Source organism: Psychrobacter cibarius (assembly GCF_016107535.1).
GTDB lineage: Bacteria > Pseudomonadota > Gammaproteobacteria > Pseudomonadales > Moraxellaceae > Psychrobacter > Psychrobacter cibarius.
Map to the genome: position 1 here is coordinate 135,837 of NZ_JABASQ010000001.1, position 16,660 is coordinate 152,496.

The following is a 16,660-nucleotide window of genomic DNA, read 5'->3' on the forward strand; positions in this document are numbered from 1 at the left end:
TACCTTGATATTAATAGACTGTGAAGCATTTGACATGAATAAAGCAAATCCTATTAATCTTGAAAACCAGTCGACGAGTGGTGGGGGTTTAAGCCCAATAACAGGCAAAAAACAACTGCTACCTCATAGCTATGCCAGTGATGCCAAGGGTAAAACAGGATTTTACCGTATTATAAAAGCCGCTGGTTACTCTCTGGACGGCTTCAAAGCAGCTTACAAATTTGAGGCGGCTTTTCGACAAGTATTTTGGCTCAATCTCATATTATTGATGGCTATTATATTGTGCCCTTTCACTATCAGCGTCAAAATGCTTCTGGTCGTCGCTTCTTTTGTATCATTAATCGTCGAACTCATTAACACTGGAATCGAAGCCAGTGTCGATCACACATCGACCGTCAAGCATCCACTCGCAAAGATAGCCAAAGATGTTGGCTCTGCGGCGCAATTTCTGGCATTAATACTGCTATTTATCTTGTGGATGATGGCATTATTGAGTGTTGTATTTTGAAAACATATTCAGCCAATGGAGTCTGGCTTAAACTCCTATGCTTGACCATCATAGCGACACTGTTGTTTGAGCACAGCCAATTAGACATTCATATTAGTGAGCTTTTTTACACTAATGGACACTGGCTACTAGAAAAAGGCACACAACCTTTTGCCTTTATTTTTTATGACTTGCCTAAATTGCTACTCATCTTACTTGGCATTTATCTCATAGCCGTTCTAATTCTGAGACATAAACAGGATTCAGATATCAATCTGGTAATAAAAAATGCTAAGTACGATAAACTGCTCACGCCTTTATCCACGCGTGAAATAAGTTATCTACTGCTTGTTTTAATTGCCGTTCCCAGTATGATTGCGCTACTCAAAGGTGTGACTCATGTCAGTTGCCCCAATCATTTAATACTATTTGGTGGCGACTTGCCTTATCTAAATATTTGGCAAAACATAGTCGCTAACACGCCTGCTAAGTGCTTCCCAGCGGCTCATGCCAGTGCAGGATTTTCTCTGTATGGCTTGGCCTTTTTACCCACTCTGCATCAGTATCGCTATAGAATATTTGAAATAGTCACGGTCATAGGATGGACGATGGGACTGTATAAGATGCTATTTGGTGATCACTTTTTTAGTCATACATTAGTATCGATGCTACTGTCATTGACCATAACCTGCGCACTTGCAACGCTATTTTTTAAATACCCAGCAGCGAATAAAGCCAACAGTATCAATGCTAATGGCAAAAAATCTGATACGGCAAGCTTTCAAAAATCGTCGAAAACCCAATCTTAACTGTTGAATAATAGCCAAATTAACAATGATACCCTTATGAAAATAAAGCTACTAAGCATTTGATAAATAATGTATAAATAGTTATTGCTGACTGACTTAATATTGAGTAACAGCATGGATTGCGCTCGTCGACGACGTTCTTTATTTATCAATAGCCCGCAAAGGAATGTAGCTATGAGCATCCTATCTTTTATTCTAAAAAAATCAAATATCTACCCTTTACTGACATTGACATTGACATTGACATCGGCACTGCCATTATTAATAATAAGCGCTGCACATAGCAGCCATGCCGCCAGTTATACCATCAATCCTGCTGGCACCCATGTGCGCTTTGCCATTGAACGCTTCCAATCCCCTGCCACTGCGGGCGGCTTTTATAATGTCCAAGGTCAACTGCAATATGACTCAAGTTTAAAAACTGGCAATATCTCCTTAGTCATTCCGATCAGCTCTCTAAATACGGGAAATAAAGCATTTAACCAGACTTTGACAGGCCCTAGCTTCTTTGATATGCAACGCTTTCCGTTGGCACGTTTTGATTCTAACAAATGGTATTTTAGCCAAGACAAATCACGCCCAATGGTCACAAAAGTAGAAGGTCATCTAACGCTGCATGGCGAAACCCACCCTATTAGCTTAACAGCGACTAAGTTTGACTGTTATCTACACCCTGCGCTCAAAAAAGATATTTGTGGTGGGGATTTTACGGCGATGATTGATCGCACCAAATGGAATATCGATAAATATGCGTGGTTTGGCGTCACTAAAAACCTTCACTTAAACATTCAGGTCGAGGCAACCAAACAGTAGCAGTCCTTATCAGCGTTAATTTTATGACATTAATTTTTATAGCACTGCTTTTTTAGAGCCTATCCTCATTTTAAAAATGGGCTAAAAATAGCTAAACGTGCTGAGGCGGTACGGAATACGTACCAACTACGTGAGCCACCATGTCGCGAGAACCTTCTGAGTAAAGAGAAACCTCGCCTACGATAAGCGTGCGCCCGACTTTCATCAACGTGCATTCAGCGATAATACGTGCCTCTGCTGAGGGTTTACGCAAGAAATTAATAGTCAAACTCGTCGTTACCGTTAATGGTACGATGCCAATCTTGCCAAGTATCGCCACATAGATAGCCACATCAGCAATGCTCATCAATACTGGTCCGGAGACCGTACCACCGGGACGCAATTCATCCGTACCAATATTATGCGCTAACGTCGCGCCATTATCGCCGACTGCTTCAATCACGCATTTGGTTTGCGGAAACTCTAACGCCATAAAGGCGACAATCTCTTCTTTGGTTGCAGACATATTCCTTCCTTGGATTTCATTATCCTTGATCAATGCACCACTGGTGTGCCTTCTGTACTAAATGAAAAGCCTTTATTGCTAAAATTACCGATCATCACCGCCTCAATGACGGGCTTGACCGTCTCGTCTATCCCTTCGACTTCAATGATAAAGTTGGCACCCGATCCGCCTTTATCCTCTTCTTTTTCGACGATATAATTGAGCGTAGCCATTGCTGGAAGCTCAATCGGTTTGTTTAAATAGGATTTAATAAAGGTTCCATCAGTGCCATAGTAGTCAATTTTATTGATATATAGCGATTTTTTTAGCGTGGTATTGCGTACGCTTAGTGTCGCTGATAGCAATACTTTACGATTGTCTCTATCGGTATAAATATCAGAATAAATCGGCACATAAAAGGTTTGTTTATAGGCGAACTGACTTCGATCGACAGCTGTCGTCATCTCAAGTTCTTGAATGGGGTCTTGGTGCTTCTCTGAATATAAAACATTTGGGTTTTGTGTTGGCTGATCACAGCCAGACAACAGCCCCATCGTAGCGATTAGTAATATAGAGATATTGCGCTTATTCATAAGCTCCCCCTTGCCTTTTTATGTCACAGCCATTGCAAATAGTTACTTAATTTTTACACCGACACTGCGTAGAAACTCATTGATATGCTTGTTAGCACCATAAATAATCAATACGTCTTTGTCTTGCAATACTTGCTCAGGTGCCGCCATACCTTTAATACTAGGCTTACGCTGCATACGACCGAAGCTGTCCTCATAATACTCATAGCGCAGGGTACTAAGCAATCGAATATTAAACTTTTGCTCCAGCTGCAAGTGATCAACCGTCTGACCAATCAAGGCGCTTGGAATACTAATCTCTACGATACTAAAGTTATCGCTCAGCTCAAACGAGTCGACGAAGTAACGTAGTGACAGCCGTTTCGCCCAGCGGTTGGCGGCTTCTTTTTCGGGATGAATCAAATCATCAACGCCGATGGCTTGCAGCACTTTTTCGTGCAGCGGATTGATACTACGACTGATCAGACGCTTGGCTTTTAGCGTTTTAAATAGTGCCGTCGCCATGACATTTGCACCTTGGTCTTCACCGATGGCAACGATGACGATATCCGTATCGATAATTGGTAAGCCCATGACCGTATATTCATCTGTCGCATCCATACAGATGGTATGAGAAATGACTTCCTTATACGCTTCGACCTTTTGCATACTGCTATCAATAGCAATCACTTCATGACCTTGACTGGTCAATGCCATACCTAACGATGAGCCAAAATTCCCTAATCCTACGATGATATATCTCATAACTTTATTAACCTTGTTCAATATTTCTTAATGATGAAATAGTTTTTTTGCGAGCATTTAGTTAATCGTAATTTCTTCCGTTGGATAGCGATAATTGCGCTGACGACTGTTTTTGAGCAGGGCAATAAAGATGGTCAGCATACTGACTCGCCCAACGAACATAATGACAGACACCACCATTTTGCTAAAATCTGATAAGTCAGCGGTTAAGTTTAGACTTAGCCCTACCGTGCTATAAGCTGAAAAGCACTCAAACACTACTTTAATTAAATCAAGCTCTGGCTGGTTATAACTGATGAGCGTCACGCCCATACCGATGACCAATAAAGACAGCCACATGATAGAAAACGCACGGCGAATCGAGATATCAGCAATCTGACGTTTGAACACTTCTACTTTGGTTTGACCACGTGCTAGGCTCAAAGTGTTGAGTAGCGCTATCGCAAAGGTGCTGGTCTTGATACCACCACCCGTTGAGTTAGGAGACGCACCAATCCACATTAAAAAAATGGTCAGCATGATGGTAGGAAATGCTAGCCCGCCCATATCAACGGTGTTGAAACCTGCGGTTCGCGGCGTGGAAGCAGTGAACAGTCCCGTCACTAACTTACCAAAAAAGCTGGTATGGTCTGCGAGTACATTATTATATTCAAATATCATGACCCCGATTAGACCTATCAGTAGCAATGCGCCTGTTGTAATCAGAGTAATACGGCTATTGATATTCAGCAGCCAAGGTCGATAGACGTAACGTTGATCATGGCGATAGATCAAGCGCTCAGCGCGATAGCGCAAGTAACGTAGCACATTGACCACAATAACAAAGCCCATGCCACCGAAGATAAAGGTCGTCGCGATAATCAGTTGTAGCGGATAGTTAAAACGTAGCGCGTCATCGTACATGCCAGCGCTAAATGTAGAAAATCCAGCATTACAAAAGGCGGAGATAGCATGGAAGACTGAGAAGAATAGCTGCTCAGAGAGGTCCATATTTGGCAAATCATAAATGCTAATATAAATGAGTGCCGCAGCCACTGCCTCAACGGCAAATGTCACATAAAGAATGGATTTCAGGGTCGATACCACATCGCCCATACCGGGCATATAAGACATCTCACTGATGCTCGCCTGCGTCTCGTAACTGACACCGCCTTTAAAGAAATAACTAAAATAGGTCACAAAAGTCAAAATACCTAAGCCACCAATCTGTATCAGCCCCATGATAATGACTTGCCCAAATGTGGTGAAATAAGTCGCCGTATCTACCACGATAAGACCAGTCACACAGACGGCACTGGTCGCGGTAAAGAGCGCATCAATGAAAGACAGCGGCTGCGTCGTTGCATTGGGCATCATCAGTAGCAATGCACCGACCAATACCAATGACAAGAAGCTTAAGATAAAAAACTGTGCAGGGTTTAAAAAGGTACGATTGAGATTAAAATCGTGGTCAGATATTTCACGAATAAAGGTCACAAAGACGGCAATTTTGATGGCAACAAAGCCATCAACAGCGACCGACATCCCAGAACGCACTAAATCAGTGAAATGTGCTGCCAATAGGATAACAATCGCGATACTGGTCAATAAGTCAAAGACGGCGACTTTATTTAGGGTCAGCGGCTTTTTGCTATAGAGGTAACGACCTGCCGTCACAACAAAGCCTAAAAAGATAATCGCCAGATAAAAAATATGGAAAACCTGTTGTAGCCACATCGGCAGCGTGAAACCACTGTCTAATAAAGCAATGGCTACGCCGATAATACTAATGACAATCGTGACATTATTTAACAATCGATAACGCTTGGCTGCATGCATCGCCCTAATCCATGATAGGAATAACCACGATATTTATACTCCTTTTTTGTGTTACTCACAAAAACTGATTTGAGATAATCGTAACCAATTATGATGCCCTGTTGAACACTCATACCTAGCCATGCTGATTGCTAAAATGGTTGCAGATAAATTATAGATTGGCAGTGACGGTAATATTTACGTTTTAACGAGGTTTTGTGAGGTTGGATTAGATAAAAAATGATCACTATGAGGGTTGCATAGTGGCATTTTTAAAGAGTGGCATTTTTAAAGAGTGGCATTTTTAAAGAGTGACATTTTTAAATAGTGACATTTTTCCATGGCTACACTTTTGGATAGTTGCAGTGCAAACATATGCTCTAGTAGGGTCATTAGTCTATAGGTTGGCGTATTTATGAGCGCTATATCCCAATAATCATATTTACGTAGTTTCTGTCGATGTGGTCGCCATTTTCACCCCGCCCCATGTCACCAAACCAACGCCCAGTGCGATCAATGAAGCACCCAAAAACAAACCTTCTGGCGGCATCTCACCCTGCAAAAAAATAGCCACTGGCACACCGACAACTGCGCCGACCGAGCCTAATAAACTTAATAAAACAGGACCACCGGTTTTTTGTAATAAAAACAACAATAAGAATTGACCCGCAAATACGGCGGCTTGTATGCCAATCAAACCTAGCGGCAACCAGTCTAGCGGCATATTCACTGAAAAATTAGGCAATACACTAAATGACAGCAGCAACAGCGACGCCGCGATTAGCATACCTGGCGCGAGTGCGCTAGGTGATGCCTTATCAGGCCAGCGTAAGGTACGATATATATTACCAATAGCCAATAATACTGGCCCGCAAAGCGCGATCAAAATCCAAAAAGTACTGGCGTCTGGCGTCGAAAACTTACGCGCTGCCAATACTCCTGCACCAAGAAGCGCCGCGGCCACACCCAAAGCACGGACGATATTAAACTGCTCCATCCGCAGTGCCAATGCGCCAAGATAAGTCAACAATGGTGGAAGCGAGATAATGAGCGCGACGAAACCTGCACCCACATGTGGGATAGCCGAAAACAGTAGTAAATTAGAACCTGCAACACTGATGAGCGCGGCCACAAAATAGTATTCAAAGCTACGCGCATTTAAGGGAGGTAATTCGTGCCGTATTAATGCAACGATCAATAAAATAGCAGCAGCGCCCGTGATGGACCAAAAGAGAAATGCCAGTGGTGTAATACCTATCTCACCAGCATATTTTGCCAAATTGGTAGAAATACCAATCAGACCTCCTCCGCCTAACAAGCAAGCAAAAGGGATGAGCCATGTGCTGGTGTTGCGAGAAGCTTGCTGTTCTAAAGACTCACTCATCAACTATCCTATTGGTAGCGACGCTGATGACGATAGCTCATCAGACAAACCTAAATCTAAACCTTGTACTGCCTTATTTGCTGCGTCGATAGCACCAGCAATATAACCAGGAAACGCCTCTGACCATTCGCTTGCGCTACCCGTTAGGCAGTTTTGCCATGCACCTGTATTCGGCTTAGCGGTAGGTGCTACGGCATGTTGACCTGCGCCACTGGCATCAGCAGGCGTCGCGGTCAATGAATCTTGCGCCCAGTCTTTCAGATACTCAGCCGTTGGCGTCTCTGCCTGTGCGCCAAATAAACGTACCAACTGCGCGCGGCAATGGGCTTTTAGCTCCATTTCTGAGACGCTTTGACGGACGTGAGCAGGAACCCCAAAAAAGCCAAACAATGCACCTTTGCCCTCTACCAAGGACGCATCATGAATCTCAGTAAGTGGCCCTACTGCACTTCTCGCTGAACCCGATAGTCCTTGATTGCGCCAAAATGGCGAATCATAAACCGCCACATATTTGGCATGTGGCGCCATCCATGTCGCGGTCTCTTGCCACTCTGTTATCAACGCCTGTGGTAAAGCAGGTTCAAACTTGATGTTACTCGCCGCCAAACGAGGTGGTAGCGCAAGGAGCACATGTTGCGCTTGATAAGTAGTTATTTGACCAGCTGTCATCTGTTCAGAGCTGCATTCGCTCTCTATGTCGATATAGTGATCAGTCTTGATTACACACTTTACGATTTGCCCCGTGATAATGCGCGTAGGATTTAAGCGCGCATACAGAGCATCAATGAGCGCTGCCATACCACCGACGAGGCGCATAGACGGTGGCGAGCTTTGATAGCCTTGGGTACGGATAGGCAGCTCATTGGCAGCACGTTCAATCATCATGTCGCCGTCTTCGAATTGCGCAAAACGTGGTAAACCTAATGCCTCGATAAGACTACTCAACTGCGGCTGATACTCTGGCCAAAACCACGATGGCCCTAAATCAAAGCCATCGTTTGATTTTTCATTATCGACACTTTGTCTACTAGCATTCTGATCTACTGATGATTTCGCAACAGCGATGCGCCCGCCCAATCTATCACGCGCCTCAAGCAATATATAATCGATACCTTGTTGCTCTAACAAAAACGCTGCATATAAGCCACTCAAGCCACCACCGATAATTGCAATAGGTAGGTTTTGCATAACAAATCATTCCTGCTTAGTTGAAGATTTTTCAGTACTCAGTATCGAAGTTACTCAGCCAACAACTTGGTAAGCAGCTCGTCTATCTCAACCTTAAATTCTTTATCTTCAATCTTATTAGCCGTAATTTTGGCATTTTGTAGACTTTGAATAGCCGCTTCTTTGTTACCTGTCTCAAGCTGTAACACTGCCATAGAAAAAGCAATCGACGACAAATGATCTTTTGAATTAATCGCAGTCGCTTTGGCTAAGGCCTTGTCATAAATAACTAAGGCTTCGTCTAAATCTTCGGTAAAGTCAGCCAATGTTTCCCACTGTTCTGGATGGTCTTTATCGGTATTTTCATTATCGTTACAAATGGCTTCTAATTCAGCATAAAACCCATCAAATGCTGCTTGATTGCCTATACGATCAGCTTCCAATAACTCTTCAGCTAAAGTATAAATTGCTTTATAAATTTTGGTATTAATCATTGCTCATAACCTTTTATGAATTAGGATCTATGGTACTTGTTTTTCAGCCAAGAGTACTTGGCGAATATTACTTGGTAAACAGTGCTTAGCTGGGATTATAACGCAATTCCACTAGCCAAAATGACTGACACAAAAAAAGGATGCGATAGTCGATATCACACCCTTTTTATTCATCAAACTACTAATTATTTTTTATCTGCCTAAAAGCTCATTATCTTGGTGGTTTGATCGACCATTAACGCCCCGATGTCAGCAGGATCAGCAGCACTCACGCCGTCAATCAGTGCCGATTGGTCAATACCCTTACCCGGTAGATAAAGTGCACAAACCTCAACCTTGGTATTGGTATTCTTCATAACCATTTGCATCAAACCCTGTGGGCTCATACTTCTAGGCGGTTGTGCTGTGGTCACACTTTTTGGCGCATCACGGAGTGCCATATCACCGGCTGGACCGCAGAGCAATACTCGAGTATTGGCACCTTGCTGCGCTGACTGCATGGTCAGTACCATCGACATGAGCTGCACTTGAGCATCGTCTGATGTCACATTTATCAACACCGATGGCGTCGGTTTTTTATTCTCTGGAATGACGTCACTCTTTTGTGACATGGCATTGGTCGCTGTACAGCCAACCATCAGTGAGGCGGTGCTTATAGCAAGTGCAGTTGCAACTATCCGTTTCATCATCTTCTCCATTTATCAACAATTATTAAAATCATCGTTATTAAATTATATACTAAAACATATTAATAAAAGGTATAATATTATTTATGATAAGAAAGTTATGATAAGAAATACAATCTGTGGCGTGGCCTCATTTTAAGAAGAAAAGAATACAGCACTGCGATCAACTCAGTTCGCGCCAGTGCAACCACAACCGCGTATCAAGCTCAAACTGATGATACTCTGGTTCCATATGACAGCACAGTTGATAAAAAGCTTTGTTGTGCTCATGCTCTTTAAAATGCGCCAACTCATGCACGACAATCATGCGCAAAAACTCAGGCGGCGCTTCTTGAAACAAGCTCGCTACCGTGATGCTGTTATGCGATTTTAGCTTACTGCCCTGTATGCGAGACTGGGTGGTATGAATACCTAGCGCATGTTTGAGAACCGTTAATTTACTGCTATAGCTGACATTCGATAGCTGTCCCACTTTGCGCATATACTGGTTTTTTATCTCATTGATATACTGATAAAGCGCCTTATCACTTTTTATTTGGTGCTGAGTGGGATACTTTTTTTCTAGATATGCGCCCAATTTACCATCGCTAATCAGCAATGCCGCTTGGGTCTGAACTTGCTCAGAATAATGAGCGATGTACTTTAATGTGGTCACAAACTTATCCTTTGCTAATATTTCGAAACTGATAATCCGAAACGTATCTTTATATATTTTACCCTATATCTACTTATTTTATTTTTCATAAAATAACCCCATAAGCTGCATTCAACTTACGGGGTTGTTTCTTACGATATTTTTACTTAAGTGTTTTTACTTAAATATTCAGGACGTGTTGATAAATCAATTAACGCTCTAAATGTAGATACTGCAAATGGCGCTCGTACTGATTTAAGATATCGACCAACACTTGCTCTTTGGAGTAACCAACCAAGTCATACTCTTGCGAGCCTTCACTTAAGAACACTTCCGCACGATAATAGTACTCTGCATTCTTAGTTGAGGTGCTCAATGTAAAGTTAGGACGCTCAGCTTTGATCAAATTCACTTCATAAATAAAGTCGTCTTCATCACCGTGTCCAACCCGTAATTTTAGACCATCTATTTGACCGCTACTCTCATCCATGCCTTCATCTATATCTTGTCCGATATGTTCAGGGTTACGGATGTCCAAAGAGGTTTTTAGACCGCCTGCCGCAAATTCTTTTTCAACTTCCGTCATGGCAGGTCTAACCACATTTTGTAAAAAGCGTTCAACTTGTGCATGTCTAGGGAAACTGACAATACGTTGCAAGCGTGCTTTCCAGCTCTTACCACTATCAAGCACATTAGCCGTACCAATCGCGCTGGCTTTACGTTTATTGCCTTCCTCTTTTAGCGACTTCCACATTGACATCATATAGAGCACAAGAATGAGTGAGAATGGCAAACCTGCAATTACAGATACTGACTGCAATGACGCAAAGCCACCAGCAAATAATAATCCCAAAGTGATAAGACCTGTTGCTGCTGCCCAAAACAGGCGCAACCAAACAGGAGCGTCAGTGTCATTGGTCATGCCACGTGAGCTCAAATTCGCTAATACTAACGCGCCTGAGTCCGCTGAGGTCACAAAAAACACTAAACCAATGACTACACCAGCGAATGATAAAACGTCACTGTAAGGAAAATACTCAAACAAGGCAAACATGCCCATCGCGGCATCATTGACGGCGATTTCGCCAAGCTCAGTTGCCCCATTAGCAACCAAGTCTATCGCCGAATTACCAAAGATAGAGAACCAGGCAAAAATGAAACCAAGCGGAATAAACATCACGCCAAAGACAAACTCACGTAAGGTACGACCACGGCTAATACGCGCGATAAACAAGCCTACAAACGGTGCCCAAGCGACCCACCATGCCCAGAAAAATATCGTCCATCCTGACTTCCAATCAGCACCAGCAGTACCGTCATATGCATATACATCAAAAGTTTTAAAGAGAATGGTTTGGAAATATTGACCAATATTTTGGGTAAAAGTATTCAGCAAGTACACCGTATTACCCATCACCAATATGGCGATTAATAGCAATATCGACGATAACATATTAAATTCAGATAAGCGGCGGACGCCCTTTTCCACACCTGTCATCGCCGAAATAGCCGCAGCAGCAACGACACCTACAATAATAAGCGTCTGCACTGTTTTGCTAGATTCAATACCGAAAACATGGGTCAATCCAGCATTGGCCTGCAATACCCCAATGCCTAAACTGGTCGCAATACCCATCAAGGTGCAAACAACACCAAAGGTATCAATGCCATCGCCAAGCCAGCCTTTGATCAAGCGCTCGCCAAAGATAGGCGTCAGTGGTGAACGCAGTGCCAATGGCATGTTTTTACGATACGCAAAGTACGCCAATGCCATACCGATTAAGGCATAAATACCCCAACCATGTAGACCCCAATGTAAAAAGGTTTGCGCAAGTGCTTCGCGCATCGCTTCTGCACTGGCAGGCTCCAGCCCCGTATGCGGCGTTAAATAATGCATCAATGGCTCAGAGGCACCAAAAAACAGTAAATCAATACCGATACCCGCGGAGAACAGCATCGCGGCCCATGCTAGGAAAGGAAACTGGGCTTTTTCGTGGTCTTGCCCAAGCTTGATATCGCCGTATTTAGAAAAACCAACAAATAGTGCAAATATACTATAAGCGGCAACCACCAGCATGTAATACCAGCCAAAACTCTCTGATACCCATGCCATGCTTGAGCTTAATAGTGTCTCACTATAATCTGGAAACGCAATCGTCCAGATAATTAATAAAATAGAAATAATAGCTGAACCTAAAAAAACCGTCTTGTTTAGAGTCAGGGGTTTCGTCGCATCTTTTGATGGCGAACTGTACATAAAAGACCTCAATAGGTAAATTAAACAGGGTCTGATATTGATTTGTCCGTCATAACTTAATGACTGTATGACGCACAAAGCAGTACCAATAAATGAAAACTGCAATGTAAATAAAAAATTAAATGACAATCAAAGGCAGCCACAACAGTATTAAAAATACTTAATACGTTAGTGCTGATGAAAAAGACCTTTGCGTGGAAAGGTCTTCTTATTGAAATTGCTTATATAGTTATTTAGACAGTAGATCGGTAAGCGCGCATCGGCTCAGTTCTAAGCGGTGCACCATTAGCAACGTAATAATCTACGGTCGAGCGTGGTAGCTGCTTGCCGCGCATCTTATCGACGATTTTTTCGGCAAGCATAATGGTGGTGGCGTTTAGATTGCCACTGATGATATTTGGCATAATCGACGCATCAACGACGCGCAAGCCATCGATACCATGTACGAGCCCTTCGCCATTGACCACTGAATCATTACCTTCACCCATCGCACAAGTACACGACGGATGATAAGCCGTTTCGCTATGATTACGAACATATTCGTCTAGCTGCGCATCGGTCACCAAGTCATCGGTTGGCGCAATGGCGCGACCACGATAAGGATCAAGTGCTGGCTGATGCATAATCTCACGAGTGATGCGCATTGCCGCACGGAACTCGTGCCAGTCTTGGTCGTGAGACATGTAGTTAAACAAGATGCTCGGATGCGCGCTTGGGTCTTTTGAGGTCAGCTTGACGCGACCGCGACTTGGCGAGCGCAATGAGCCCACATGCGCTTGGAAACTGTGCGACTTCACTGCACTACGACCATCGTAGCGCACTGCTAATGGCAAGAAATGGTACTGAATATTAGGATGGGTAAATTTCTCATCGGTACGAATAAAACCGCCACCTTCGAATTGATTTGAGGCGCCAAGTCCTGTGCCATTGAACAACCATTCGGCACCAATGGCTGGCTTATTCCACCATTTATTGGCAGGCGCAATCGACACTGGTAGCTTACATTCGTACTGCATATACAGCTCTAAATGGTCTTGTAGATTATTACCAACACCCGGTAAATCTAAAATCTCATTGATACCCAAATCTTTGAGCCATTGACCAGGACCAATACCAGAGCGCTGCAATAATTGCGGCGAGGCAATCGCACCTGATGAAACAATCACCTCACGAGACGCGTAAAAATTCTTGGTTTGACCTTGATGGGCGACTTTAACGCCGACAGCACGTTTGCCATCGAACAAAATCACGTCAGTCAATGCACCCGTTAAAATGGTGATATTGCTACGCGGTTTGGCACGGTCGAGATAACCGCGAGCAGTCGAAGCGCGGCGACCATTAGGCGTGACAAAGCGGTCCATCGGCCCAAAACCTTCTTGCTGATAGCCGTTTAAATCATCCGTGCTTGGATAGCCTGCTTGCACGCCTGCTTCGATCATCGCTTGGAACAGCGGATTGACTCCTGGCTTTGACGTGGTCATCTCGACGGGACCACCGACGCCATGATAGTCATTTTCACCAGCATCGCGATTTTCTAACTTTTTGAAATAAGGCAGGCAGTCCAAATAGGTCCAATCTTCTAAACCTTTAATCTCAGACCAATCGTCAAAATCTAAGGCATTACCACGGATATAACACATCCCATTAATCAGAGACGAGCCACCTAACCCTTTACCGCGACCACAATCCATGACGCGGTTATTCATATAGGGTTCAGGATCGGTTTTATAACCCCAGTTATAAGTAGTACCTTGCAACGGCATAGCGAGCGCTGCTGGCATCTGCGTGCGAAAGTCTAAGCGATGGTCTGGACGACCCGCTTCTAGCAGCAACACCTTAATGTTGGCATCTTCGGTCAAACGGGTGGCCAGCACATTGCCTGCTGAGCCTGCGCCGACGATGATGTAGTCATATTCAGGTGTGGTTGATGTCATAAAACGCTCCATAATATTAAAAAATCCATCATTTCATATCAGTAAGGCGGTGCCAAAAAGACAAATTAGTCCTAACACGCAAACCTTACCGTTTTAAAAATTTCACAGCGCAAGTGATTAAAATACCGATTCAAACTTACCAAGCTCTACTTGGATAGACTTGGTCTGCGTATAATGCTCAAGGGCTTCAATGCCGTTTTCGCGGCCGATACCTGAGTGCTTATAACCGCCCACTGGCATTTGTGCAGCCGACTCGCCCCATGTATTTAACCAGCAGATACCCGCTTCAATCTGTGCAATCACGCGATGCGCTCGGGTCAAATCTGCGGTCACGACCCCTGCAGCCAAACCATACTCGGTATCATTGGCACGGCGAATCACTTCTTCTTCAGTCTCATAAGTCAATATCGACATCACTGGACCAAAGATTTCCTCACGTACTATAGTCATATCGTCGCTACAATCGGTAAATACGGTTGGTGCGACAAATGCACCATTCGCAAGCCTTTCAGTCGTAACACGGTCACCGCCTGTTAGCAGACGAGCGCCCCTCGCTTTACCTTGCTCGATATAGCCAAGTACTCGCTCCATATGTGGGAAGCTAACCAATGGACCCATATTAATACTCTCATTTATCGGATCGCCCAATTTAATACGCTCGACACGCAATAATATGGCTTCTTCAAACTTGGCTTGTAAGGCTTTAGGGATAAACACGCGCGTGCCATTGGTACAGACTTGACCACTGCTATAGAAGTTCGCCATCATCGCAATATCAGCGGCGGTATCGATGTCCGCATCATCAAATATAATCAAGGGCGACTTACCGCCAAGCTCCAAGGTCACGTCTTTGAGCGACGAAGATGCGGCACTTGCCATCACTTTTTTACCCGTTGGTACGCCACCCGTAAATGATACCTTTGCGATATCAGGATGCTGTGTTAACGCTTCGCCGACTTTATAATCCCCTTGCACGACGTTGAATACGCCATCTGGCAGACCTGCTTCTGTCAATATTTCTGCCAGTTTTAGCGCAGTTAGAGGCGTGACTTCAGAAGGTTTAAAAATCATCGCATTGCCAGCGGCTAATGCTGGTGCTGCTTTCCACATCGCGATTTGAATAGGATAGTTCCACGCGCCGATACCTGCGACGACGCCAAGTGGCTCGCGGCGAGTATAGACAAAGCTAGTATCACGCAATGGAATCTGACGACCTTCAATCATCGACGCAAGCCCTGCATAATACTCAACGACATCAGCACCAGTCACGATATCGACATATTTGGTTTCAGAGAGCGCTTTACCCGTGTCTTTGGTTTCAAGCAATGCGAGTACATCATTGCGCTCGCGTAATATCGCAACCGCCTTTAACAATATACGACTGCGTTCAACCGCGGTCATCGCCGCCCAAACTTTTTGACCTTTTTGTGCTGCTTTTACGGCTTCATCAATCTGTTCACTGGTCGTTTGCTGAACGGTAGCTAACACTTCACCCGTGGCTGGATTGATGTCTTCAAAAGTAGCAAGCGATTCGTCGATTGCTAAGTAACGACCATTAATATAAGCAGTTTGAACCTTCTGTAAATCAATGATGTCTGTTAAGTTGTTTAGGTGTGTTTTTGAATCTGTCATGCGGTGCTCCTATTAACGACTGGCAAAAGCCTTATAAGCAAGCTAATGCTAAATGATGTCGTCATGGGTTAAATGTTTAAAATAAATTTATATAGCCTATTGCTACAAGCCTGTCTTTCAATGATTTTTTAATAAAAAAGCTTATTTGATCAATCATTTAAGAACAGTGTTTTATTCATTCTCAGGTTGCGTCATTTTTATCAAACGCTTATGAATAGAGGTTTTATCTGAGATACTAATGCCTGAAAAATCAGAGAGCCAAATACCATCAGCCACCAGACGCACCATACATAATGTTTCGGTATTGTCGGTTGCTTGATGTTTCTTTAATTGTGCATTTGCCCACTTGGCCCACAACTCACGTAACTCGCTATCGCCTAGCATCAATGCATATAAGGTTGCTTGACTATCGAGCTCTTCCTGCCCCTTTTCGCCTAAGCTAATCGTGGCATTGATATAGGCACGAGTAAAAGAGCCGTAACGCACAGGGTCTTCTGCCATGGCTTGATTGACTTCTGCCTCAAACCTCGCCATCGCATCATGAAACACTTCAAGAATGAGTGCATTTTTAGTGGTGAAATGATGCATCACCCCGCCTTTGGTCACCCCGACCGCATCAGCGACCGCCTGAAACGTCACTTTTGATAAGCCCTGCTCTAACGTGATTCGCGCTGCCTGATCGAGTAGCGCACGACGGACAACTTCAGGCTGTTTTTTACGTTTGTAAGCGTTTTCCATTTCCATA

The 16,660-nt window shown here is 43.8% G+C and carries 16 protein-coding genes; 3 read left to right on the forward strand and 13 right to left on the reverse strand.

The window, feature by feature from the left end:
- Positions 1–34: 34 nt before the first annotated feature.
- The 3 genes from JFC08_RS00590 (at position 35) to JFC08_RS00600 (ending at position 2,109) form a co-directional block, all read left to right on the forward strand.
- Positions 35–508 (forward strand): diacylglycerol kinase, encoded by a 474-nt coding sequence (locus JFC08_RS00590; RefSeq protein WP_198329315.1) that lies wholly within the window; start codon positions 35–37, stop codon positions 506–508.
- Positions 505–1,296: a PAP2 family lipid A phosphatase gene (locus JFC08_RS00595; RefSeq protein WP_227697566.1), complete on the forward strand. Its 792-nt coding sequence runs from the start codon at positions 505–507 to the stop codon at positions 1,294–1,296. The genes JFC08_RS00590 and JFC08_RS00595 overlap by 4 nt, the downstream gene beginning before the upstream one ends.
- Before the next feature lie 174 nt (positions 1,297–1,470).
- Positions 1,471–2,109 (forward strand): YceI family protein, encoded by a 639-nt coding sequence (locus JFC08_RS00600; protein WP_198329316.1) that lies wholly within the window; start codon positions 1,471–1,473, stop codon positions 2,107–2,109.
- Between the two features lie 91 nt (positions 2,110–2,200).
- On the opposite strand, the gene JFC08_RS00605 is transcribed toward JFC08_RS00600, so the two are convergent.
- From JFC08_RS00605 to JFC08_RS00665, 13 genes are all read right to left on the reverse strand, one after another.
- Complete coding sequence (locus JFC08_RS00605) at positions 2,201–2,614, reverse strand: PaaI family thioesterase (RefSeq protein WP_198329317.1); 414 nt, start codon at positions 2,612–2,614, stop codon at positions 2,201–2,203.
- Positions 2,615–2,643: 29 nt separating this feature from the next.
- A complete protein-coding gene (locus JFC08_RS00610) occupies positions 2,644–3,186 on the reverse strand; it encodes a DUF3124 domain-containing protein (protein WP_198329318.1) in 543 nt (180 codons plus the stop codon).
- A gap of 42 nt (positions 3,187–3,228) precedes the next feature.
- Positions 3,229–3,930: a potassium channel family protein gene (locus JFC08_RS00615; protein ID WP_198329319.1), complete on the reverse strand. Its 702-nt coding sequence runs from the start codon at positions 3,928–3,930 to the stop codon at positions 3,229–3,231.
- A gap of 57 nt (positions 3,931–3,987) precedes the next feature.
- Complete coding sequence (locus JFC08_RS00620) at positions 3,988–5,748, reverse strand: TrkH family potassium uptake protein (protein WP_198329320.1); 1,761 nt, start codon at positions 5,746–5,748, stop codon at positions 3,988–3,990.
- 421 nt (positions 5,749–6,169) lie between these two features.
- Positions 6,170–7,111, reverse strand: coding sequence for a DMT family transporter (locus tag JFC08_RS00625; RefSeq protein WP_198329321.1), 942 nt, complete (start codon positions 7,109–7,111; stop codon positions 6,170–6,172).
- 3 nt (positions 7,112–7,114) lie between these two features.
- Positions 7,115–8,299 carry a flavin monoamine oxidase family protein gene (locus JFC08_RS00630; RefSeq protein ID WP_198329322.1) on the reverse strand — a complete coding sequence of 395 codons (1,185 nt, stop codon included), beginning with the start codon at positions 8,297–8,299 and terminating at the stop codon, positions 7,115–7,117.
- Between the two features lie 50 nt (positions 8,300–8,349).
- Positions 8,350–8,772 (reverse strand): hypothetical protein, encoded by a 423-nt coding sequence (locus JFC08_RS00635; RefSeq protein ID WP_055125108.1) that lies wholly within the window; start codon positions 8,770–8,772, stop codon positions 8,350–8,352.
- Between the two features lie 200 nt (positions 8,773–8,972).
- Positions 8,973–9,458, reverse strand: coding sequence for a DsrE family protein (locus tag JFC08_RS00640; RefSeq protein WP_198329323.1), 486 nt, complete (start codon positions 9,456–9,458; stop codon positions 8,973–8,975).
- Positions 9,459–9,621: 163 nt separating this feature from the next.
- Positions 9,622–10,113, reverse strand: coding sequence for a M48 metallopeptidase family protein (locus tag JFC08_RS00645; RefSeq protein ID WP_045447188.1), 492 nt, complete (start codon positions 10,111–10,113; stop codon positions 9,622–9,624).
- A 190-nt stretch (positions 10,114–10,303) separates the two neighbouring features.
- On the reverse strand, positions 10,304–12,349 hold the full coding sequence (gene betT, locus JFC08_RS00650; RefSeq protein ID WP_198329324.1) for a choline BCCT transporter BetT: 2,046 nt from the start codon (positions 12,347–12,349) through the stop codon (positions 10,304–10,306).
- A 233-nt stretch (positions 12,350–12,582) separates the two neighbouring features.
- Positions 12,583–14,283 (reverse strand): choline dehydrogenase, encoded by a 1,701-nt coding sequence (gene betA, locus JFC08_RS00655; protein WP_198329325.1) that lies wholly within the window; start codon positions 14,281–14,283, stop codon positions 12,583–12,585.
- A gap of 117 nt (positions 14,284–14,400) precedes the next feature.
- A complete protein-coding gene (betB, locus tag JFC08_RS00660; protein WP_244656487.1) occupies positions 14,401–15,876 on the reverse strand; it encodes a betaine-aldehyde dehydrogenase in 1,476 nt (491 codons plus the stop codon).
- 210 nt (positions 15,877–16,086) lie between these two features.
- Positions 16,087–16,659, reverse strand: a complete 573-nt coding sequence (locus JFC08_RS00665) for a TetR/AcrR family transcriptional regulator (protein ID WP_055125112.1) — start codon at positions 16,657–16,659, stop codon at positions 16,087–16,089.
- Position 16,660: the final 1 nt, after the last annotated feature.